The following is an 18,221-nucleotide window of genomic DNA, read 5'->3' as shown; positions in this document are numbered from 1 at the left end:
CAGGAGTGGACATGCGACGAAGCATGCGCAGGGCCGCGCTGACCGCGGTCGTCATCGGCGCGGCGGCGGTGACGGTCCCCCAGGCCCAAGCCGCCGACCTGCCGACGCTGACCGTGGAGACGACGCAGGTCGCGTTCGGACTCAAGCGGCCGACGGCGATCGCCGCGCCAGACGACGGCAGCGGCAGGCTGTTCATCACCGAGAAGGCGGGCATCGTGCGGGTCTACCACCCGCAGACCGGACTGGCCGCCGAGCCGCTGATCGACATCACCGCCCACGTCAGCGTCAGCGGCAACGAGCGCGGCCTGCTCGGCATCGCGCCGTCGCCCGACTACGCCACCGACCAGACGCTCTACCTGGCCTACACGCGCGCGTCCGACAACGCCGTCACCCTCGCCCGCCACGCCGACGGCGCGCTGACCGAGCTGCTGAGCCAGGACCACGCCACCTACGCCAACCACAACGGCGGCCAGCTCGCCTTCGACGGCGACGGCCTGCTGTACTGGGGCATCGGCGACGGCGGCGACGCGGGCGACCCGTTCGACGCGGGCCAGCGGCTCGACACGCTGCTCGGCAAGATCCTGCGCCTGGACGTGAGCTGCCCGCTCTACTGCGTGCCCGCCGACAACCCGTTCGTCGGCGTCGCGGGCGCGCGGCCGGAGATCTGGGCGTACGGCCTGCGCAACCCGTGGCGCTTCTCCTTCGACCCCGCCGACGACTCGCTGTGGATCGCCGACGTGGGCCAGGGCACCCTGGAGGAGGTCGACCACCTGCGCGCCGACCAGGCGGGCGCGAACCTCGGCTGGTCGTGCCGGGAGGGCACCGAGGTGTTCGACGCCTCCCGCTGCCGCGCAGGCGAGTCCTATGTAGACCCGGTGTTCACCTACCGAACCTCGGTCGAAGGCTGCGCCGTCATCGGCGGCGTGGTCTACCGGGGCTCGCGGTTCGCCGACATCGCCGACGGCGTCTACCTCGCGTCGGACTACTGCACGAACCCGGCGTTCGCGATCCGCGCCAATCCCGACGGCACCCACACCCACGCGCGCATCGGCGAGCTGCCCATCCAGCCGACCAGCTTCGGCACCGACGCCGACGGCGAGATCTACCTGGTCAACGACCTGCCCGGCCAGCTGCACAAGGTGTCGTTCCGCTCCACGGCGACGCAGCCGTCCTGCGCGGTCGACTACCGGCTGGTGACCCAGTGGGGCACCGGCTTCCACGCCGAGGTGACCGTCACCAACACCGGGGCCGAGCCGGTGCCCGCGTGGTCGCTGGCCTGGTCGTTCGGCGACGGCCAGCGGGTCACGCAGGTGTGGAACGCGACCGTCCGCCAGGAGGGCGCGGCCGTCACAGCGGGCAACGCCGACTGGAACGCGGCCATCGCCCCGGGCGCGTCCGTCCAGTTCGGATTCCTGGGCTCGCGCACCGGGGCCAACAGCCCGCCCGCGGCGTTCAGCCTCAACGGCGGCGCGTGCCGCTGACGTCCAGCACCCTCGCGAGCGCGTCGATCCCGGCCCGGACGGCGCGCTCGTTGAGGGTGGCGTACCCGAAGATCAGCCCGCCGCGCCCCGACGGCGCGATCCGGTACGGGCCCACTCCCCCGACGCCCACGCCCGCCGTGCGCGCGGCGGCGATCGTGTCCTGCTCGCCCAGCCCCGGCGGCAGCCACGCGACGAGGTGCAGGCCCGCGGAGATCCCGACGGGGTCGAAGTCGGGCAGCCGCTCCCGCAGCGCCGACAGCAGGACGTCCCGGCGGCCGCGGTAGATCGGGCGCATGCGCCGCAGGTGGCGGTCGAACTCGCCGCGGGCGAGGAAGTCGGCGAAGGTGAGCTGGTCCAGGGCGGGCGCGCCGCGGTCGGCGGCGAGCTTGGCAGCGGCCACGGCGTCGACCAGGTGCGCGGGCAGGGCAAGCCAGCCCAGCCGCATGCCGGGGGCGAGGGTCTTGCTGGCCGAGCCCGCGTAGACCACGCGGTCGGGGGCCAGGCCCTGCAGGACGCCGAGCGCGGGGCGGTCGTAGCGGTACTCGGCGTCGTAGTCGTCCTCGATGACGATCGCGTCGTGCTCGCCGGCCCAGCGCAGCACGGCGGCGCGGCGGTCGGCGGGCAGGACGCCGCCGGTCGGCCACTGGTGGGCCGGGGTGAGGATCAGCGCGTCCGCCGAGCGCTTGGCCAGCTCGTCGACCCGGACGCCGCCCTCGTCGACCGGGACGCCCACGATCTCCATGCCGAGGCTGGCCGCGATCGGGCGGGCGTCGTCGTCGGCCGACGGGTCCTCGACGGCGAGCCGCCGCGCGCCGCGCGCGGCCAGGACCTGCAGCAGCAGCGCGATGCCCTGCGCGTAGCCGGAGCAGACGACGATGTTGTCCGGGTGCGCCGCGGTGCCGCGGGCGCGGTTGAGGTAGTCGGCCAGCGCGTCCCGCAGCTCGGGCATCCCGCGCCCGCTGAGGTAGCCGAACCGGTCGGCGGGGGCCTCGGTGAGCACCCGGCGCACGGACCGCAGCCACGCCGCGCGCGGGAAGCGGGTGACGTCGGCGCGGCCGTAGCCGAAGTCGTAGGGCAGGGGCGGCTGCCGGACGGGTCCCGGCGACGGCGCGGTCGCGGTGACCGCGGCGACGTGGGTGTAGCCGCCCATCCGGCTGGTCAGGTACCCCTCGGCGACGAGTTGCTGGTAGGCCTCGACCACGACCCCTCGGGACACGCCGAGGTCGGCGGCAAGCGCGCGGGTCGGCGGCAGCGCGGTGCCCGCGGCCAGCCGCCCGGACCGGATGCCCGCGCGCAGCGCGGTCTCGATCTGCCGGTGCAGCGGGCCGTCGCCGCGGCGCAGGTCGAGGACCAGGTCTTGGGCGAAATTGGTCCTGGGAACAGTCATCGGAATGGACCATACCGCCAGAACCAATCTCGGACATGCTGGTCGCCATGATCCTGATCCGACCGGGCGAGCCCGGATACGACGAGGCCCGCCGGGTGTGGAACGGCATGGTGGACCGCCGCCCCCGGCTGATCGCCCGCTGCGCGACCGACGCCGACGTGGCCGCCGCCGTGCGGCTGGCCCGCGAGCGGGACCTGGAGCTCGGCGTGCGCTGCGGCGGCCACAACGCCGTGGGCTTCGCCGTCCCCGAGGACGGGCTGATGATCGACCTGCGCGGCATGGACGGTGTGAGCGTCGACCGGGAGTGGTCGACCGCCCGCGTCGGCGGCGGCGCGCTGCTGGGCGCGCTCGACGCGGCCACGCAGCCGTACGGCCTGGCCACGACGGCGGGCAACGTCTCGCACACCGGCGTCGGCGGCCTGACGCTGGGCGGCGGCATGGGCTGGCTGGCCCGCGCGCACGGCCTCGCCTGCGACAACGTCCTCTCCTACCGGGTGGTGACGGCCGACGGCACGGTGGTGACGGCCAGCCGCGACGAGCACCCGGACCTGTTCTGGGGCCTGCGGGGCGGCGGCGGCAACTTCGGCGTCGTCACCGAGTTCGAGTTCCGCCTGCACCCCGTCGGCACCCGGGCCCTGTCGGCGGAGTACACCTTCGACCCGTCCGCCGACGTCCTGCGCGCCTGGCGCGACATCAGCCGTTCGGCCCCTCGGCAGGCGACGTTCGACGCGTCCTTCCGCGACGGCGACACGCTGGTGGTCGGCTTCGTGTGGGTGGGCGATCCCGATGCCGGTCGAGCCCTGACGTCGGAGTTGAACGCGCTGGGCACGCCCCGGTCGGCTGTTGTGCGGGAGCTGTCCTATCTGGACTTGCAGACCCGCGATGACACCGTCCAGAAGCACGCGATCCGCCGGTACTCGGCGGGGCACTACCTCCCGGAGCTGACCGACGCCGCGATCGACGCGTTCCTCACCGTCGAGGACGGCTTCGTCCCGAACCAGGGCTTACAGGCCTACGGCGGCGCGATCGCGGACGTGCCGGACGACGACGCGGCGTTCGGCTTCCGGGGCACGGAGTTCGAGTACGGGGCGGGCATGTCCTGGACCGACCCGGCCGAGGACCCCGACCGCATCGCCGACGCGCGGCGGACCGCGGCGCACCTGGCCCCGCACGCCGCGGGCGTGTACGTGAACATGCTCGCGGACGAGGGCGCCGCGGGTGTGCGCCGCGCGTACCCACCGGCCAAGCTGGCCCGGCTGACGGCGCTGAAGGACGTCTACGACCCAGACAACGTGTTCCACCTCAACCAGAACATCCGCCCGACCTCACGACCGGACTACGCGAACTCCACCCCAGCGTCGTCCACCGGGCCGTGACGGAGGAGCACGACGTCCTTCGGGTAGTTCTGGTGCAGCCGCCACGGCGTCGTCGGGCCCTGCCGGGGAAGCTGGTCCAGGGCGCGCAGGACGTAGTTGGCCTTGAGGTCGATGAACGGCTCGGTCGGCAGGCTCGGGTCGGGGGCCAGGGGCATGACCCGGCGCAGGCCGTTGGCGCGCATGTGGTTCAGCAGCCTGCACACGTAGGCCGCCACCAGGTCGCACTTCAGGGTCCACGACGCGTTCGTGTAGCCGATGGCCACCGCGAGGTTGGGGACCCCGCTGAGCATCATCCCCTTGTAGGCCACCGTGTCGCCGAAGTCGATCTTGGTGCCGTCAACGGTCAGCTGGATGCCGCCGAAGGGCAGGACCGACAGGCCCGTGGCGGTGACGACGATGTCCGCGTCCACCGTCGCGCCGGACTCCAGGGCGAGGCCGGTGGGGGTGAAGCCGGTGACGGCGTCGGTGACCACCGAGGCCCGGCCGCTGCCGATCACCCGGAACAGGTCGGCGTCGGGGACGAAGCACATGCGCTGGTCCCACGGGTCGTAGCGGGGGCGGAAGTGGACGTCGACCGGGTAGCCCTCGGGCAGCCTGCGCTTGGCGTCCCAGCGGATGAGCCTGCGGATGACGTCCGGCCGCCAGCGGCTGAACCGGAACAGCGCGGTGGCCGCCAGGGCGTTCTTCCAGCGCACCGCCGGGTGGGCGACCCGGTCAGGGAGGACCTTCCGCAGGAAGTCGGCCAGCGGGTCGCGCGAGCCGAGGGAGACGACGTAGCTGGGCGAGCGCTGCACCATCGTCACGTGCTCGGCCTTCTCCGCGAGCGCGGGCACCAGCGTCACGGCGGTGGCGCCGCTGCCGATCACCGCGACCCGCTTGCCCGTCCAGTCGAGGTCCTGCGGCCAGTGCTGCGGGTGCACGACCGGCCCGGCGAAGTCCTCGCGGCCGGGGAAGTCCGGGGTGTGGCCCTCGTCGTAGCGGTAGTAGCCGGTGCAGCTGAACAGGAACCCGCAGGTCATCTCCACGGTCTCGCCGCCGCGGTCGAGGGTCACCGTCCACCGCGCGGTGTCGGAGTCCCAAGCGGCGGCGGTGACCCGGTGGTTGAACCGGACGAGCCGGTCGACGCCGTACTCGCGGGCGGTCTCCCGGATGTACTCGCGGATGGACGACCCGTCGGCCAGGACGGCGGCCGCGCGCCACGGGCGGAACGAGTAGCCGAGGGTGAACATGTCCGAGTCCGAGCGCACGCCCGGGTACCGGAACAGGTCCCACGTGCCGCCGATCGCCCCCCGGGACTCCACGATCGCGATCGACGCGCCCGGCACGCGCTCGCGCAGCTGGCAGGCAGCCCCGACGCCGGAGAGCCCGGCGCCGACGATCAGGACGTCGACGTGCTCCATGCCGTCCTCCCCTAGTCGGTTCGCTTGGGACCGTACCGGAACCCCGAGGGGCGGTCGCGCGTCCGGACGGGGGTGATCGGCAACGCGGTGGTGGGGGCAGGAGCGGTCTGCGCGGTGGTCGCGGCCCTCTGGGGCGACGGCGGCGCGGCGCGCCCGTATCCGGGTCTGGTCATCGCGTGTGTTGTGGTCGTGCTCGTCGCCGCCGGGCTTGCGCTGGCCGGACGGCAGCACTGGGCCGGACCGCTGGGGGTCGTCGCCGCGCTCTGGGCGGCGGTCCTGCTCTACGTGGACCTCGACAGCGGCGTGCCGGGCAACTCCACGACGGTGCTCCTGGTGTCCGCGCTGGCCGTGACGGCAGGCGCGCTGATCGGCGGCACACGGGTGCTCGGCGCGGTGATCGCGGTCGTGCTGGTCGCCGCGCTCGCGGTGTCCGGCGCCGCGTGGGTGCCCGCGACCGCCGTGTCGCTCACCGCGGGCGAGCCGGTGGTCCCGGCGGCGCTCGCGGAACGTCCGGCCGACCAGCCGTGGAAGTGGACGGGCAGCGGCGCGGTGATGGCGGCCGTGCCCGCGGGCGCGGGGGTCGTGATCGGCGCCCGTGACGAGTCCCCCGGCCACGACGAGATCGTCGGCGTCGACGGCCCCACCGGCGCCCGGCGGTGGAGCTACGCCCGCCCGGACGCCGCCCTGACCGCGCTCACCGCCACCCCGGACCGCGCGCTGGTGGTGGCCGCCTTCGCCCCCGGCAACGACTGGCGCAGCCACCAGTCCCTGCTCGTCACCCTCGACGCCATGACCGGGGAGCCGCTCAGCGAATGGGCGGGCGAGGCGCACCCGACGACGCCCACGACCACCGTGCTCCCCATCTGGCAGGGCATTGACGACGACCACCGCGTCACCGGGGTCGACCTCCGCGACGGCACCCGGCTGTGGTCGTGGTCGGCCCCCGCCGGATGCCGCCCGACGGCCGACGGTCCGGTGAGCGGCGCTGACGTCCTGCTGGTCCCGCTGTGGTGCGCGGACACCGTCACCGTCCTCGCGCTGGACGAGCGGACCGGCGAGGTGCGCTGGGAGCAGTCCGAGCCCTTCGCCGCGGGCCGGTTCACGACGACGACCAGCCCGGACGGCCGCGTCGCCGCCGTGACGCTCCCCGGCCGCGACCCGCGCCTGGTGTGGGCCGAGTCCGGGGAGCCGGTCGCCGACCTCGCGTCCGGCCCCCGCTACCCCCGCGTCGACCTCGGCGTCCGGCCGGTGGCGGAGGAGCGCGCCGCCGAGGAGGTGCTGCGGGCCGCCGTGCTCGACGTCGAGACCGGCGAGCCCACCGCGCTGGACCCGCGCGCCTGCCCGAGACCGCTGGACGACGCCACGACCGCGACGACCTACCTGCGGCTGTGCGAGAACGCCGACGGAGTCGATCTGGTCTGGCACACCTACGGCGGCCCGATCACCCGCGTCCCCCTGCCGTGGAGCGGGAGGCCGCCTGCGGTTCTGCTGTCCGTCCCGGGCGCGGTCGTCGCCGTGCGCGTCGGACAGCCGGACGTCCTCGGGTTCCCGGCGGCCTAGATCCGATCGATCAGGTCCACGAACAGCGCGAACGCCGCGTCCACCCGCTCGCGGTCCCCGGTGGCGAGCAGGTCCAGCTGCAGGCCGCGGGCCTGGGCGACCACGATCGAGGCGACCAGCGGCGCCCGCTCCGGCGCGCACCCGTCGGCGATGAGCAGGTTCTCCATGAGCGCCAGCGAGTCGTGCACGACCTGTCGGAGGAACCGCTCGTACTGGGCGGGTTCGCGGACGGCGTGGGCGAAGACCTCGAACAGCAGCCGGTAGACGGGCAGGCGCTCCTCGGTCGTGGACCGCCGCCACCAGTCGGTGAGGTCGGCGAGCCGGGCGGGCTCCGAGGTGCTGCCCGCCGCCTCGCTCAGCCGCTGGCGCAGCACGTCGATCACCTCGGTGACCAGGTTCTCCTTGGAGCCGAAGTGGTGCAGCAGCGTGCCGTGGCTGACGCCGACGGCCGCGGCCAGCGGGCGCATCGCCAGGCCGGAGACGCCGTGGGCCAGCACGTAGTCGACCACGGCGTCGAGGAGTTCGGGTCGGCGGTGTTGATAGCGCAGGCGCCTGCCGTCGGTGTCCACCGGCGTGACGGTACCAGGTTGTTTGACCACTTGGTCGAGCTACTTTACCGTGGGCCGCATGGAGATCACCGGCCTGCACCACATCGGCCACGTCGTCCGCGACATGACCGCAGCGCTCGATGGGTACCGGCGGCTGGGGTTCGCCGTGCCCGCCCCGAGTTACCCGGCGCTGCCCGGCGACGACGGCGAGCCCGTGCCGTTCGGGGCGGCGAACACGCACGCCGACTTCGCCGCCGACTTCCTGGAGCTGGCCACCGTCCTCGACCCGGGCGGCGCGGTCCCGGCGGACGCGCGGGTGGTCCCGCTGCAGGCCCCGCCCGAGGTGCTGCCGACCCTGCTGGAGCGCGTCACGGCCACCAGCGCGACCCTCGCCGCGTGCCTGGAACGCTTCGAGGGCCTGCACATCCTGATGTTCTCCGCGTCCGACATCGACGCCGCCGCCGACCGCCTGCGCACCGCCGGGGTCGGCCACGGCGGCGTCACCACGGTCCGCCGCCCGGCGGGCGATGAGGTGGAGACCGTCCGCTACCTGGAGATCGACGGCGAACGCCCCGGGGCCGTCGCCGAGGGCCGGGTCGGCGTCGTCGCCGATCTCGACCCCCGCCTCCAGGCGGCCCGGCTCACCGGGCACCCCAACGGCGCCACCGGTCTGGCCGACGTCCTGCTGTGCGCGACCGACGTGGACGAGACCCAGGACCGCTACGAGCGCTACCTCGGCAGGAAGGCCCGCGTTGACGGGAAGACCCGCGTGTTCGCCATCGGCGACGCCACTGTGACCCTCGTGGCCGCCTCGGACCTCGACGCCGTACTGCCGGGCGTGACCCCGCCCGCCGTCCCCGCCCTAGTCGCCACCACAGTCGCCGTGCGCGACCTCGGGACAACCCGGCAACTCCTGCAGGACAACGGTTTCCCGCTACGCGAGACCCCGGCAGGCGAGATCTTCACCTCCGCGCTCGGCGCGGTCATCGCCTTCCGCCCGGAGAACTAGCCGCGACCCCGGGCCGACATCCCCGCAGGGCGGGCGGATTCACGCCAGGCAACCCACCGTGCACCGCTGAGCGACACGCCTAGATCCCCTTCGGCGCCATCACCCGCCGGTCGGGGAGGTGGGGTGCCATCCCGGCGGCGGGTCCTCGCCGACCACGCCGTCCACTGCCTCCCGGAGGAGGTCGGCGTGGCCGGTGTGGCGGCCGTACTCCTCGATCAGGTCGCAGACGAGCCGCCGCAGGCTGGCTCGGTGGCCGTCGGCGGCCGCCACGTGGACCGGCTGGTCGAGGCCGCCCTGGGCCAGCGCCGCCGTCAGCCGGGCGCGCGAGCGGGCGACGGCGCCGTCCCAGAGCGCGTAGAGCCGGTCCGGGGAGTCGTCGGCGGCCGAGGTGAACGGCCACTCCTCGTCATGGCCCGCCCAGGGCGCGCCGACGGGGTCACCGGTCAGCTTCGTGGTGAAGGTGTGCTCCTCGACCGCGGCGAGGTGCTTCAGCAGTCCGCCCAGGGTCAGCGCCGACGTGCCGACGCGGGTCCGCAGGCCCTCGGCGTCGAGGCCGTCGGCCTTCCAGCGGAACGTCGCCCGCAGTCGGTCCAGCGCGCCGACGAGGTGCTCGACCTCGCTGCCCGCCAGCGGCGGTTCCCACGGACACTCGGTCATCACTCCACGTTACTGGCTGAGCACCTGTTCCCGCAGGATGTCGGCGTGGCCGCAGTGCTGGGCCAGCTCGCGCAGCACGTGCAGGTACACCCAGCGCAGCGGCAGCGGGCCGCGGCGGTTGTGGTGGACGAGGTCGTCGAGGTCCATCCCCGCCACCGCGCGCCGGGAGGCCTCGCACGCCTCGCGGTGGGCCTGCCGGACGGACTCGACGGTGTCGGTGTCGTCGAGGATGAACGACTCGTCCGGGGTCTGCGGGAGGCCGAGCTCCGCGCGCGTCCGGCCGCTGATCGACTCGTCGAACCAGACCTTCTCGACGAACACCGCGTGCTTCACCAGGCCCAGCAGCGTGGTCCGGGACGGCACCAGGGACCGCCGCGCCTGGTCCTCGGTGAGCCCGTCCAGGCTGTTGTTGAGCGCGTGGCGGTGTTCGTCGATGAAAGCCTCGAACTGGGCGCGGATCGGGTCGCCGAGGACGTCGTGGGAGAAGCGCGTGATCATGGGTCGGAGCATGTCACGACCGCTTCCGCGCCCGCAGGACCGCGTCGTGCAGTTCGACGCCGCGCCCGTGCGGGTCGGTGGCGACGCGGGTCCGGGACTCCGCGACGACCACGTCCCACCGGTCCGGCTCCAGGGCGGCGATGACGTCGGCGGTCGTGGAGTGCGCCTCCGGCACGGAGTGGTGGTCGGCCGGGTCGTGGCCGACGACGAGCAGCGTGCCGCCCGGCGCGACGGCCGAGGCCAGCTTGGCGAACAGCGCGCCGGGCGGGCCCGTCGGGTGGACGTAGTGGGCGGACACCAGGTCGAAGTGCTCGGCGGGCGGCGTCCAGTCGGTCAGGTCGGCGTGCACCCAGTCGACCGGGACGTCCGCGCCGTCCTCCCGCGCGCGCTCCAGCGCGGTGGCGGAGATGTCGACCGCGGTCACCCGCCATCCCCGGCCCGCGAGCCAGATGGCGTTGGCGCCCTCGCCGCAGCCCGCCTCCAGCGCGGTCCCGGGCGGGAGGTCGGCGACCTCGGCCACCAGCTGCGGGCTGGGGACCTGCCGGTGGTGCCCGCCCGCGCGGTAGCGCTCTTCCCAATAGGCCTGGTCGAACACGGGACGCTCCTTCACAGTCCGTGGCGGCGCTCGCCCGCCACCAGGTCGCAGACCTCGGATTCGGCCGTCGCGGCGAACGGCTCCCGGTAGGCGGCGACCGCCAGCCGGGTCTCCTCGTCGATCAGGTCGGCGTTGATCTGGGCGCCCGCGCCCGCTCCCGCCGCGGCGGCGGCGCCGACCTGGGCGGCCATGTCCACGACGTTGCCCGCGATCCACACGCCGGGCACGTCGCTGCGGCCGGTCGAGTCGGCGGGCAGGTACTCCCCCATCCCCGACGGGTGGTCGGTGGCCCGCAGCCCGAGCGTGGCGAGGAAGTCCGCGCGCACGGACATCCGGGGCGCGACCGCCAGCGCGGCGCGGGCGACGACCGTGCCGTCGGCCATCCGCACGCCGGTGAGCCGGTCGTCGGCGGACTCGACGGCCGCGACCTCGCCGGTCACCACGCGGATCTCGCGCGCGGCCAACTGCTCGGCGTCCTCCGGGCTCAGCGGGCGGGTGTGGGCGAAGTAGGTGATGTCGGGGCTCCACTGGCGGAACATCAGCGCCAGGTGCACCGACATCGGGCCGGTCGCCAGCACGCCGATCGCCTGGTCGCGCACCTCCCAGCCGTGGCAGTACGGGCAGTGCAGCACGTCCTTGCCCCACCGCTCCTGCACGCCGGGGATCTCCGGCAGGTCGTCGACCACGCCGGTGGCCACGAGCAGCCTGCGCGCGCGGACGGTCCGGCCGTCGGCCAGCGCCACCGCGAACTCCTCGCCCTCGCGGGTCACGTCGCGGACCTCGCCGGAGACGACATGGCCGCCGTACTCGCGCACCTCCGCGCGACCACGCGCCAGCAGTTCGGCGGGCGGCATCCCCTCGCGCCCCAGCAGCCCGTGCACGCCCGACGCGGGGGCGTTGCGCGGGGAACCGGCATCGATCACCACGACCGACCGGCGGGCCCTGGCCAGCATGAGCGCCCCGTTCAACCCCGCGGCGCCTCCGCCGACCACTACCACGTCATATCCGTCTAACAGCCGATCGGTCACTGTCGACCACCTCCATGACCACCATGCGGCCTGACCCGACCGGAGCGCAAATCGAGTTGCCGATCTGGCAAACTGGCGGGCATGCACGAGACCAACCACGACGAGCAGGCGATCCGGGCCGTCGGGCCGCGGCTGCGCGCGCTGCGCAAGCAACGGGAGACCACGCTGGCCGACCTGTCGGCGGCGACCGGGATCTCGGTGAGCACGCTGTCCCGCCTGGAGTCCGGCGCGCGCAGGCCGACCCTGGAGCAGCTGATGCCGCTGGCCCGCGCCCACGGCGTCACGCTCGACGAACTCGTCGACGCCCCCCTCACCGGCGACCCGCGCATCCACCTGCGCCCGGTCACCCACCACGGCATGACGATGCTGCCACTGACCCGCAGGGCGGGCGGCATCCAGGCGTTCAAGATCGTGATCACCGACCGCCCCGGCGAGCCGGACCCGCAGACCCACGAGGGCTACGAGTGGATCTACGTCCTCAACGGCCGCCTGCGCCTCGTCCTCGGCCACCACGACGTGGTGCTCGTGCCCGGCGAGGCGGCCGAGTTCGACACCCGAGTCCCCCACTGGTTCGGCCCGGCCGACGGCGAGCCGGTGGAGTTCCTGAGCCTGTTCGGCAAACAGGGCGAGCGAGCGCACCTGCGCACCCGCCCGAAGGGATCAACCTGAGCGGCGGGGGGATTCGGCAACAGCAACATCAGCGCCGCGATCCCACACCACCGGGCGGCCCACGGGACCGGCCGAACTCCACGGGCGTCGAGAACCGGGAAGGCGGGCGTGTTCTGGCCTCTCGCCAGGCGCCCGGGGCGCATGTTCAACGCCTGCGGCGCCACCACCGCCGCTTCGCGGGCGGTTCGGGCTCCGGCTCAGGCTCCGGTTCGGCATCGGCGAGCCGTTCCAGCAGCGCGGCCCGGTCCACCCGCCAGCCTGCGACGATCTCGTCGGGGTCGACGAACCGGACCAGGACGGTCGGGCCGGTGTGGGTGCGGATGCACTGGTCGATCCGCTCGTTCAGCTCGGCGACGAGTGCGCGGACGCGGTCCTCGGTGGGCACCGCGGCCACCGCGGTCGGCAGCAGCTCGATCTCCTTGCGCAGCCGCAGGCCTTCCGGCAGCAGCGGGGCGGTGTCCAGGTCCTCGCGCTTGAGGAACGCCTTGAGCCACCACTGGTCGTCGTCGAGGTGGCGCAGCGGCTTGCCCGCCCCGGGCAGGCCGTCGAGGTCGCCGCGCTCCTGCGCGGCGCGGATCTGCGCCTCGATCCAGTCGGCGAAGTCGACGTTCGCGGGCTTGCGCTCGGTCACCCCGCCAGGCTACCGGGGATCGGGCCGGTGCACCCAGGAGTCGAACGCCAGCACCAGCGCCGCGAGCACGATGAACACGATCCCGATCGACGGCACGCCCTCGATGATCAGGATGCCCGCGGCGATCACCAGCGGCACGACCGCGAAGAGGCAGAACAGGTCGATCGGACCGAATCCGACCAGCGGGCGGGCGGGCGTGTCGCGGCGGTCTGAGCTGGGCACGCCCGGCAGCGTAGTCTAGGCCGCGTCGGCGTCCTCCACGGTCGGGTGAAACGCCACCACTTCCCCGATGCGGTCGGCGAGAATGCGCGGCCCGTCCTCGGTCAGCACCGACTCCGCGTGGAACTGCATGGACGAGAACCAGCCGCCGCGCAGCGCGTGCACCACGCCGGTGTCGGCGTCCCGGCTGATCTCCACCCGACCGAACCGGGGATGGCGCAGCTCGTCGGCGTCGCTGCGCGCGGCGAAGGAGTTGTAGAACCCCACGGTCTCCCGCGCGCCGAACAGGTCGATCTCGCGCCGGGTCCCCTGCAGGGTCACCGGGCAGCGGGCCAGCCGCAGGCCGAGCACCCCGCTGAGGACCTGGTGGCTCAGGCACACCGCGAGGAACGGCAGCCGCCCCTCCAGCAGCCCGGTCGCCGCCGCGCGCAGGTGCGCGATCCTCGGGTCGGCCGCGTCGGTCGGGTCGCCCGGCCCGGGGCCCAGCACGACGAGGTCGTGGCCGTCCCAGCGGTGTTCCTCGTCGAAGCGGCGCACCTCGACCAGGAGCCCGAGCGCGCGCAGCTGGTGGGCGATCATCGCGGTGAAGGTGTCCTCGGCGTCGATGACTAGCACGCGCAGGCCCGCGAACCGGGTGGCAGGGCGGTCGCCGGTGAGCCAGAACCGGGCCAGGCCGTCGTTGCGCCGCACGAGCGCGGCGGTCACGTCGGGGTGGTCGTGCCAGGCCGCGGTGCCGTCCAGCGCGCCGAGCAGCCCGGCGACCTTGGTCCGCGTCTCGGCCGCCTCGGAGGCGGGGTCGGAGTGGCGGACCAGGGTCGCGCCGACACCCACCCGGACCGCGCCGTCTTCGGCGATCTCGGCGGTGCGGATGAGGATGGCCGAGTCCAGGGTCGGGCCGTCGGCGTCGCGGCCGATCAACGCCGCCACCCCGCTGTAGTAGCCGCGGCCGGTGGACTCGTAGCGGCTGATCACCCGGCACGCGCTCTCCACCGGGCTGCCGGTCACGGTGGGGGCGAACATCGTCTCGGCGAGCACGTCGCGCACGTCGCGGTCGGTGCGGCCCTCGATGTGGTACTCGGTGTGCGCCAGGCGGGCCATCCGCTTGAGCCGCGGGCCCAGCACGCGCACCCGGTCCGGGCACAGCCGGGCCATCATCTTCAACTCCTCGTCGACGACCATGAACAGCTCGTCGCTTTCCTTGCCGTCGCCGAGGAACTCCAGCGCGCCCGCGACGGTCGGCCCGGTCGGCGGGTAGCGGTAGGTGCCGCTGATGGGGTTCATCGCCGCGACCCCGCCGCGCAGGCTCACCTGCCGTTCCGGGGTCGCGCCGACGAACGCGGTCCGCCCGGTGTGGGCGATGAACGTCCAGTAGGCGCCGGACTCCTGCTCGCAGAGCCTGCGGAAGAACGTCAGCGCGTGCGCGGTGCGGTAGTCGGCGATGCGGGTGCGGTAGGTCCGGCGGATGACGAAGTTCGCCCCGACGCCCGCGCCGATCTCCTCGTCGATGACCCGCCGCACGGTGTCGGCGTAGGTGGCGTCGTCAGGCTCGAACTCGCCGCCGGAGAGGGCGACCGGCTCCGCGGGCAGCCGGGCGAGCACGTCGTCCAGGCTCACCACGTCCTGCTCGTCCACGCGCAGCGCGAGCAGCGGGGCGCCGTCGTCCACCACGGCGTAGCCGCGTTCGGCGAGCTGGCGGTAGGGCACCAGCAGCAGCACCTGGTGCCCGGTGTGGTCGGCCAGCTCGACCTCGCGCAGGCTCGCCACCTCCGACACCGCGCCCACCAGCACGTCGACCCGGTCGCCGCCGCGGTGCAGCAGCGCGAACGGCGGCGGGTCGGGCGCGAGCACGCGCGCCAGCAGGTCGTCCCGCACCGTCGCCCCGCTCACGGCAGGACCTCGTCGGCGGTGACGACCACCGCGCAGATCCGGGACGCGTACTCCACGGCCATCCGGTGGTGCTCGGCGGAGAAGTCGCCCACGGCGTCGGCGACGATGAACGCCTCGATGTCGTTGGTGAACGCCTCCACCGCGCTCATCAGCACCCCGATGTGCGCGTACACCCCGCACAGCACGACCTGGTCGCGGCCGTGCTCGCGCATGCGCTCCAACAGGTCCGATCGGCAGAAGGCGCTGTAGCGCCACTTGGTGAACAGCCAGTCGCCCGGCTCGGGCTCCAGCTGCTCCACCACCGCGCGGTCGGCGGGGTCGACGCGCATGCCCGGTCCCCAGAAGTCCTTGAGGAGACCGCGTTCGGCCTCGGTCATGCCGCCGGGCTGGGCGGTGTAGGCGATCGGCACGCCCGCGGCGCGGCAGCGCGCCCGCACGGCGGCGGTGTTGGCGACGAGCGTGCCGCGCACGTCCTCGCCGAAGGGTCGCAGGAAGAACCGCTGCATGTCGTGGATCAGCAGCACTGCGCGGTCCGGGTCGACGACCCAGGGCGCGATGTTGTCCGGAAGGTCGTCCCGCACGGGCATCGGGTAGGACCCGATGGCGGGGATGCCCACCATTGCCGTCTCCTTCAGCTCTCTTGGGCCAGGCGTTCGGCGAACCGGCGCCAGCCTCTGCTGGCCTCCATGGCCGCGCGCGCGATCGCGTCGCGGCAGTGCGGGGGGACGCTCTGCCCGATGGCCGCCCAGCGTTCGTGGCTCATCGCGCCCGCGTCGAGCAGGCGCAGCAGCATGCGCCCGCTCTCGGAGAACCGCAGGCTCGGATCCGACCGCAGCGCGCGCATCAGCGCCGCCGTGTCCGAGTCGGGCCGCGGTTCCGGGGTGGCCAGGCTCGCCCGCACGGCGCGGGCGGTCTCCGGGGAGATGCCCGCCCGGTGGGCGACCTGGCGCAGGGACAGCTGCGGCTGGGCCACCATGAGCTCGCGGGCGGCCCGGCGGCGCGCCGCGGCGTCCACCGGCCGGATGCGCCCGTCGCGCCCGATGCGGGCCACCGGCTGCGGCCCGGACTGGCGTCTGCGCACCTCGGCGACGGTGGCGGGCGCGAGCCCGACCACCGAGGCGACCAGCCGGTCCGACCACTGCGGACGGGCGGTGACGATCCGCGCCGCCGCCGTCTTGCGGTCCGCTGTGGACAGGGGGAGCCCGTGCGTGGTGTTGGCCCGCACGGAGAACAGGAACGCCTCGATCTCGTCGCCGTCGAAGAGGCGGGCGGCGATGTCGTCCTGGCCGCGCAGGATGGCCGCGCGCAGCCGGTGGCGGCCGTCCACGACCCGCAGCGTGTCGCGGTGCACCACGATCGGCGGCAGTTCGGCCAGGCTGTCGGCCAGCCGCCGCACGTGCTCGGGGTCCTCGCCAGCCGAGCGCGGCGACCGCATGGTCAGCAGTTCGGCTATCGGCAGCCGGACGACCCCGCCGCCGCACGTGTCGCCGTCCTCCCGCGTGTGACCGGCCGCGAAGTCGAGCACCGCCACCCCCCGCCAGTTCTCGAACACCGGACGCGGTCCATGGTAGGAATTTCGTCTGCCGTCGAACGACCCCAGAGATCACGAGTGTCGGATGAATCGATCACGCGCCCACTCGCGCACCATTTCCTACTGCCCAGTAAATTGACGCCGGTGAGCGTAGACCCGGCCCGGCGCCCGTTCGGCTCCCGCCTGCTCGGCCCCGCGGGCGAGGACCGCGTGGCGCTGCGCACGCGGGTGCAGCTGCTGCTCACCGTGACCCTCGTGGTGGCGAACCTGATCGGCGCGGTCGTGGTCGCGGTGCTGTCCACCGTGGTCATCCCCGGTCCGGGGCTGGAGGACCGCACGGCCGTGGTCATGGCGATCGCGGTGCCGGTCTACGTCGTGGGGGCGCTCATCGTCGGCGGTGTCTGGGGCACCCGCTGGGCCCTGCGGGACCTGCGCTGGGCCCTCGACGGCGCCGAGGACGACGACCCGGCCAACGACGAGGAGGCCCGCCGGTCCGCGCTGCGGGTGCCGCTGAACCTGACGGTGATGCAGGTGTTCCTGTGGGGGCTGGCCACGGTGGTGTTCACCGGGCTGTTCTGGGCGCTGCAGCCCGCGCAGGTGCCCACCGTCGGCTTCACCGTGAGCTTCGCCGGGATCGTGGTCTGCGCCAACGCCTACCTGCTCAGCGAGTTCGCCCTGCGCCCGGTGTCGGCGCGCGCGCTGTCGGGCAGCGCGCCCGCCCGGGTGGCGGGCGCCGGGGTGCTGGTGCGCACGCTGCTGTTCTGGGCGCTGGGCGCGGGCGTGCCGGTGGCGGGCGTGGTCGTCGTGGCGATCTTCGCGCTCGTGCGCGACTACTCGACCACGCAGCTGGCGGTGACCGTCATCGTGCTGGGCACGATCGCGTTGGTGATCGGGCTCGTGGTGATGGTGTTCAGCGCGCGCAACACCGTCGCCCCGATCCAGTCCGTGCGCGTGGGGATGGACCGCGTGCAGCGCGGCGACCTTGCCGCCGAGGTGCCCGTCTACGACGGGACCGAGCTGGGGATGCTGCAGGCCGGGTTCAACCGGATGGTGGCCGGGCTGCGGGAGCGCGAGCGCATCCGGGAGCTGTTCGGCAGGCACGTCGGCCAGGAGGTCGCCGACGTCGCGGTGGCCGGGGGCGCCGACCGCCTCGGCGGGGAGGTCCGCCCGGTCGCGGTGGTGTTCGTCGACATCGTCGGCTCCACGACGCTGGCCGCGACCCGTCCGCCGACGGAGGTCGTCGAGCTGCTCAACCGCTTCTTCGCGGTCATCGTCGACGAGGTCGACAAGCACGGCGGGTTCGTGAACAAGTTCATCGGCGACGCCGCGCTCGCCGTCTTCGGCGCCCCGGCCGAATTGCCGGACGCGGCGGGCTCGGCCCTGGCCGCCGCCCGCGCCATCGCCGCCCGGCTGCCCGCCGAGGTGCCCGAGTGCCCGGCCGGGATCGGCGTCGCGGCGGGCCAGGCCGTGGCGGGCAACATCGGCGCAGCGCACCGCTTCGAGTACACCGTGATCGGCGACCCGGTGAACGAGGCGGCGCGGCTGACGGAGCTGGCGAAGACCGTGCCGGGCAACCTCGCCGCGTCCGCGGAGGCGGTCAGGGCCGCGGACGCGGACGAGCAGGCGCACTGGGCCGCCCACACGACGGTCACCCTGCGCGGGCGCACAGCGGAGACCACGGTCCACGCGCTGCGGTGAGACGGCGACGGCCGCCGGTGGGATTGCCACCGGCGGCCGTCTCCGTG

The 18,221-nt window shown here is 74.1% G+C and carries 18 protein-coding genes; 6 read left to right on the top strand and 12 right to left on the bottom strand.

Going from position 1 to position 18,221, the window contains the following annotated elements; translation table 11 throughout:
• Positions 1 to 11: 11 nt before the first annotated feature.
• Positions 12 to 1,481: a PQQ-dependent sugar dehydrogenase gene (locus tag IEY98_RS29185; protein ID WP_189213890.1), complete on the top strand. Its 1,470-nt coding sequence runs from the start codon at positions 12 to 14 to the stop codon at positions 1,479 to 1,481.
• On the opposite strand, the gene pdxR is transcribed toward IEY98_RS29185, so the two are convergent.
• Positions 1,459 to 2,868 (bottom strand): MocR-like pyridoxine biosynthesis transcription factor PdxR, encoded by a 1,410-nt coding sequence (gene pdxR / locus IEY98_RS29180; protein ID WP_189213889.1) that lies wholly within the window; start codon positions 2,866 to 2,868, stop codon positions 1,459 to 1,461. The genes IEY98_RS29185 and pdxR overlap by 23 nt on opposite strands.
• A 47-nt stretch (positions 2,869 to 2,915) precedes the next feature.
• Between pdxR and IEY98_RS29175 the strand changes: the two genes are divergently transcribed.
• Complete coding sequence (locus IEY98_RS29175; RefSeq protein WP_229787683.1) at positions 2,916 to 4,244, top strand: FAD-binding oxidoreductase; 1,329 nt, start codon at positions 2,916 to 2,918, stop codon at positions 4,242 to 4,244.
• Here IEY98_RS29175 and IEY98_RS29170 read toward each other — a convergent pair.
• Positions 4,205 to 5,644: a flavin-containing monooxygenase gene (locus tag IEY98_RS29170; RefSeq protein ID WP_189213887.1), complete on the bottom strand. Its 1,440-nt coding sequence runs from the start codon at positions 5,642 to 5,644 to the stop codon at positions 4,205 to 4,207. The genes IEY98_RS29175 and IEY98_RS29170 overlap by 40 nt on opposite strands.
• A 114-nt stretch (positions 5,645 to 5,758) precedes the next feature.
• Between IEY98_RS29170 and IEY98_RS29165 the strand changes: the two genes are divergently transcribed.
• On the top strand, positions 5,759 to 7,204 hold the full coding sequence (locus IEY98_RS29165; RefSeq protein WP_189213886.1) for an outer membrane protein assembly factor BamB family protein: 1,446 nt from the start codon (positions 5,759 to 5,761) through the stop codon (positions 7,202 to 7,204).
• Here the strand turns inward: IEY98_RS29165 and IEY98_RS29160 are convergent.
• Positions 7,201 to 7,773 carry a TetR/AcrR family transcriptional regulator gene (locus tag IEY98_RS29160; RefSeq protein ID WP_229787681.1) on the bottom strand — a complete coding sequence of 191 codons (573 nt, stop codon included), beginning with the start codon at positions 7,771 to 7,773 and terminating at the stop codon, positions 7,201 to 7,203. The genes IEY98_RS29165 and IEY98_RS29160 overlap by 4 nt on opposite strands.
• Positions 7,774 to 7,831: 58 nt before the next feature.
• Here IEY98_RS29160 and IEY98_RS29155 point away from each other — a divergent pair, with 58 nt between their 5' ends.
• Positions 7,832 to 8,761 (top strand): VOC family protein, encoded by a 930-nt coding sequence (locus IEY98_RS29155; protein WP_189213884.1) that lies wholly within the window; start codon positions 7,832 to 7,834, stop codon positions 8,759 to 8,761.
• Positions 8,762 to 8,860: 99 nt separating this feature from the next.
• Here the strand turns inward: IEY98_RS29155 and IEY98_RS29150 are convergent, their stop codons facing one another.
• The 4 genes from IEY98_RS29150 to IEY98_RS29135 are packed head-to-tail and all read right to left on the bottom strand — an operon-like array spanning position 8,861 to position 11,509.
• Entirely contained in the window at positions 8,861 to 9,418 is a 558-nt protein-coding gene (locus IEY98_RS29150; protein ID WP_189213883.1) for a DinB family protein, read from the bottom strand.
• A 9-nt stretch (positions 9,419 to 9,427) separates the two neighbouring features.
• Positions 9,428 to 9,916 (bottom strand): DinB family protein, encoded by a 489-nt coding sequence (locus IEY98_RS29145; RefSeq protein WP_189213882.1) that lies wholly within the window; start codon positions 9,914 to 9,916, stop codon positions 9,428 to 9,430.
• A gap of 13 nt (positions 9,917 to 9,929) precedes the next feature.
• Positions 9,930 to 10,511, bottom strand: coding sequence for a class I SAM-dependent methyltransferase (locus tag IEY98_RS29140; RefSeq protein ID WP_229787679.1), 582 nt, complete (start codon positions 10,509 to 10,511; stop codon positions 9,930 to 9,932).
• 11 nt (positions 10,512 to 10,522) lie between these two features.
• On the bottom strand, positions 10,523 to 11,509 hold the full coding sequence (locus IEY98_RS29135) for an NAD(P)/FAD-dependent oxidoreductase (protein WP_229787677.1): 987 nt from the start codon (positions 11,507 to 11,509) through the stop codon (positions 10,523 to 10,525).
• Positions 11,510 to 11,620: 111 nt separating this feature from the next.
• Between IEY98_RS29135 and IEY98_RS29130 the strand changes: the two genes are divergently transcribed.
• Positions 11,621 to 12,208, top strand: coding sequence for a helix-turn-helix domain-containing protein (locus IEY98_RS29130; RefSeq protein ID WP_189213879.1), 588 nt, complete (start codon positions 11,621 to 11,623; stop codon positions 12,206 to 12,208).
• Between the two features lie 145 nt (positions 12,209 to 12,353).
• Here IEY98_RS29130 and IEY98_RS29125 read toward each other — a convergent pair whose 3' ends face one another.
• The 5 genes from IEY98_RS29125 to IEY98_RS29105 are packed head-to-tail and all read right to left on the bottom strand — an operon-like array spanning position 12,354 to position 16,497.
• Positions 12,354 to 12,839, bottom strand: coding sequence for a DnaJ family domain-containing protein (locus IEY98_RS29125; RefSeq protein WP_189213878.1), 486 nt, complete (start codon positions 12,837 to 12,839; stop codon positions 12,354 to 12,356).
• 9 nt (positions 12,840 to 12,848) lie between these two features.
• Positions 12,849 to 13,061 (bottom strand): hypothetical protein, encoded by a 213-nt coding sequence (locus IEY98_RS29120; RefSeq protein ID WP_189213877.1) that lies wholly within the window; start codon positions 13,059 to 13,061, stop codon positions 12,849 to 12,851.
• A 15-nt stretch (positions 13,062 to 13,076) separates the two neighbouring features.
• On the bottom strand, positions 13,077 to 14,945 hold the full coding sequence (locus IEY98_RS29115; protein ID WP_229787675.1) for an anthranilate synthase family protein: 1,869 nt from the start codon (positions 14,943 to 14,945) through the stop codon (positions 13,077 to 13,079).
• Complete coding sequence (locus IEY98_RS29110) at positions 14,942 to 15,565, bottom strand: isochorismatase family protein (protein ID WP_189213876.1); 624 nt, start codon at positions 15,563 to 15,565, stop codon at positions 14,942 to 14,944. Before IEY98_RS29110 ends, IEY98_RS29115 begins: the two co-directional genes overlap by 4 nt.
• Before the next feature lie 11 nt (positions 15,566 to 15,576).
• Positions 15,577 to 16,497, bottom strand: coding sequence for a ParB/RepB/Spo0J family partition protein (locus tag IEY98_RS29105; protein ID WP_229787673.1), 921 nt, complete (start codon positions 16,495 to 16,497; stop codon positions 15,577 to 15,579).
• A 123-nt stretch (positions 16,498 to 16,620) separates the two neighbouring features.
• Here IEY98_RS29105 and IEY98_RS29100 point away from each other — a divergent pair, with 123 nt between their 5' ends.
• Positions 16,621 to 18,174 carry an adenylate/guanylate cyclase domain-containing protein gene (locus IEY98_RS29100; protein WP_229787671.1) on the top strand — a complete coding sequence of 518 codons (1,554 nt, stop codon included), beginning with the start codon at positions 16,621 to 16,623 and terminating at the stop codon, positions 18,172 to 18,174.
• Positions 18,175 to 18,221: the final 47 nt, after the last annotated feature.

This window comes from Actinokineospora fastidiosa (genome assembly GCF_014648415.1).
Lineage (GTDB): Bacteria > Actinomycetota > Actinomycetes > Mycobacteriales > Pseudonocardiaceae > Actinokineospora > Actinokineospora fastidiosa.
Note: the sequence above shows the minus strand (reverse complement) of the source record. Positions and strands in the feature narration are given on the sequence as shown.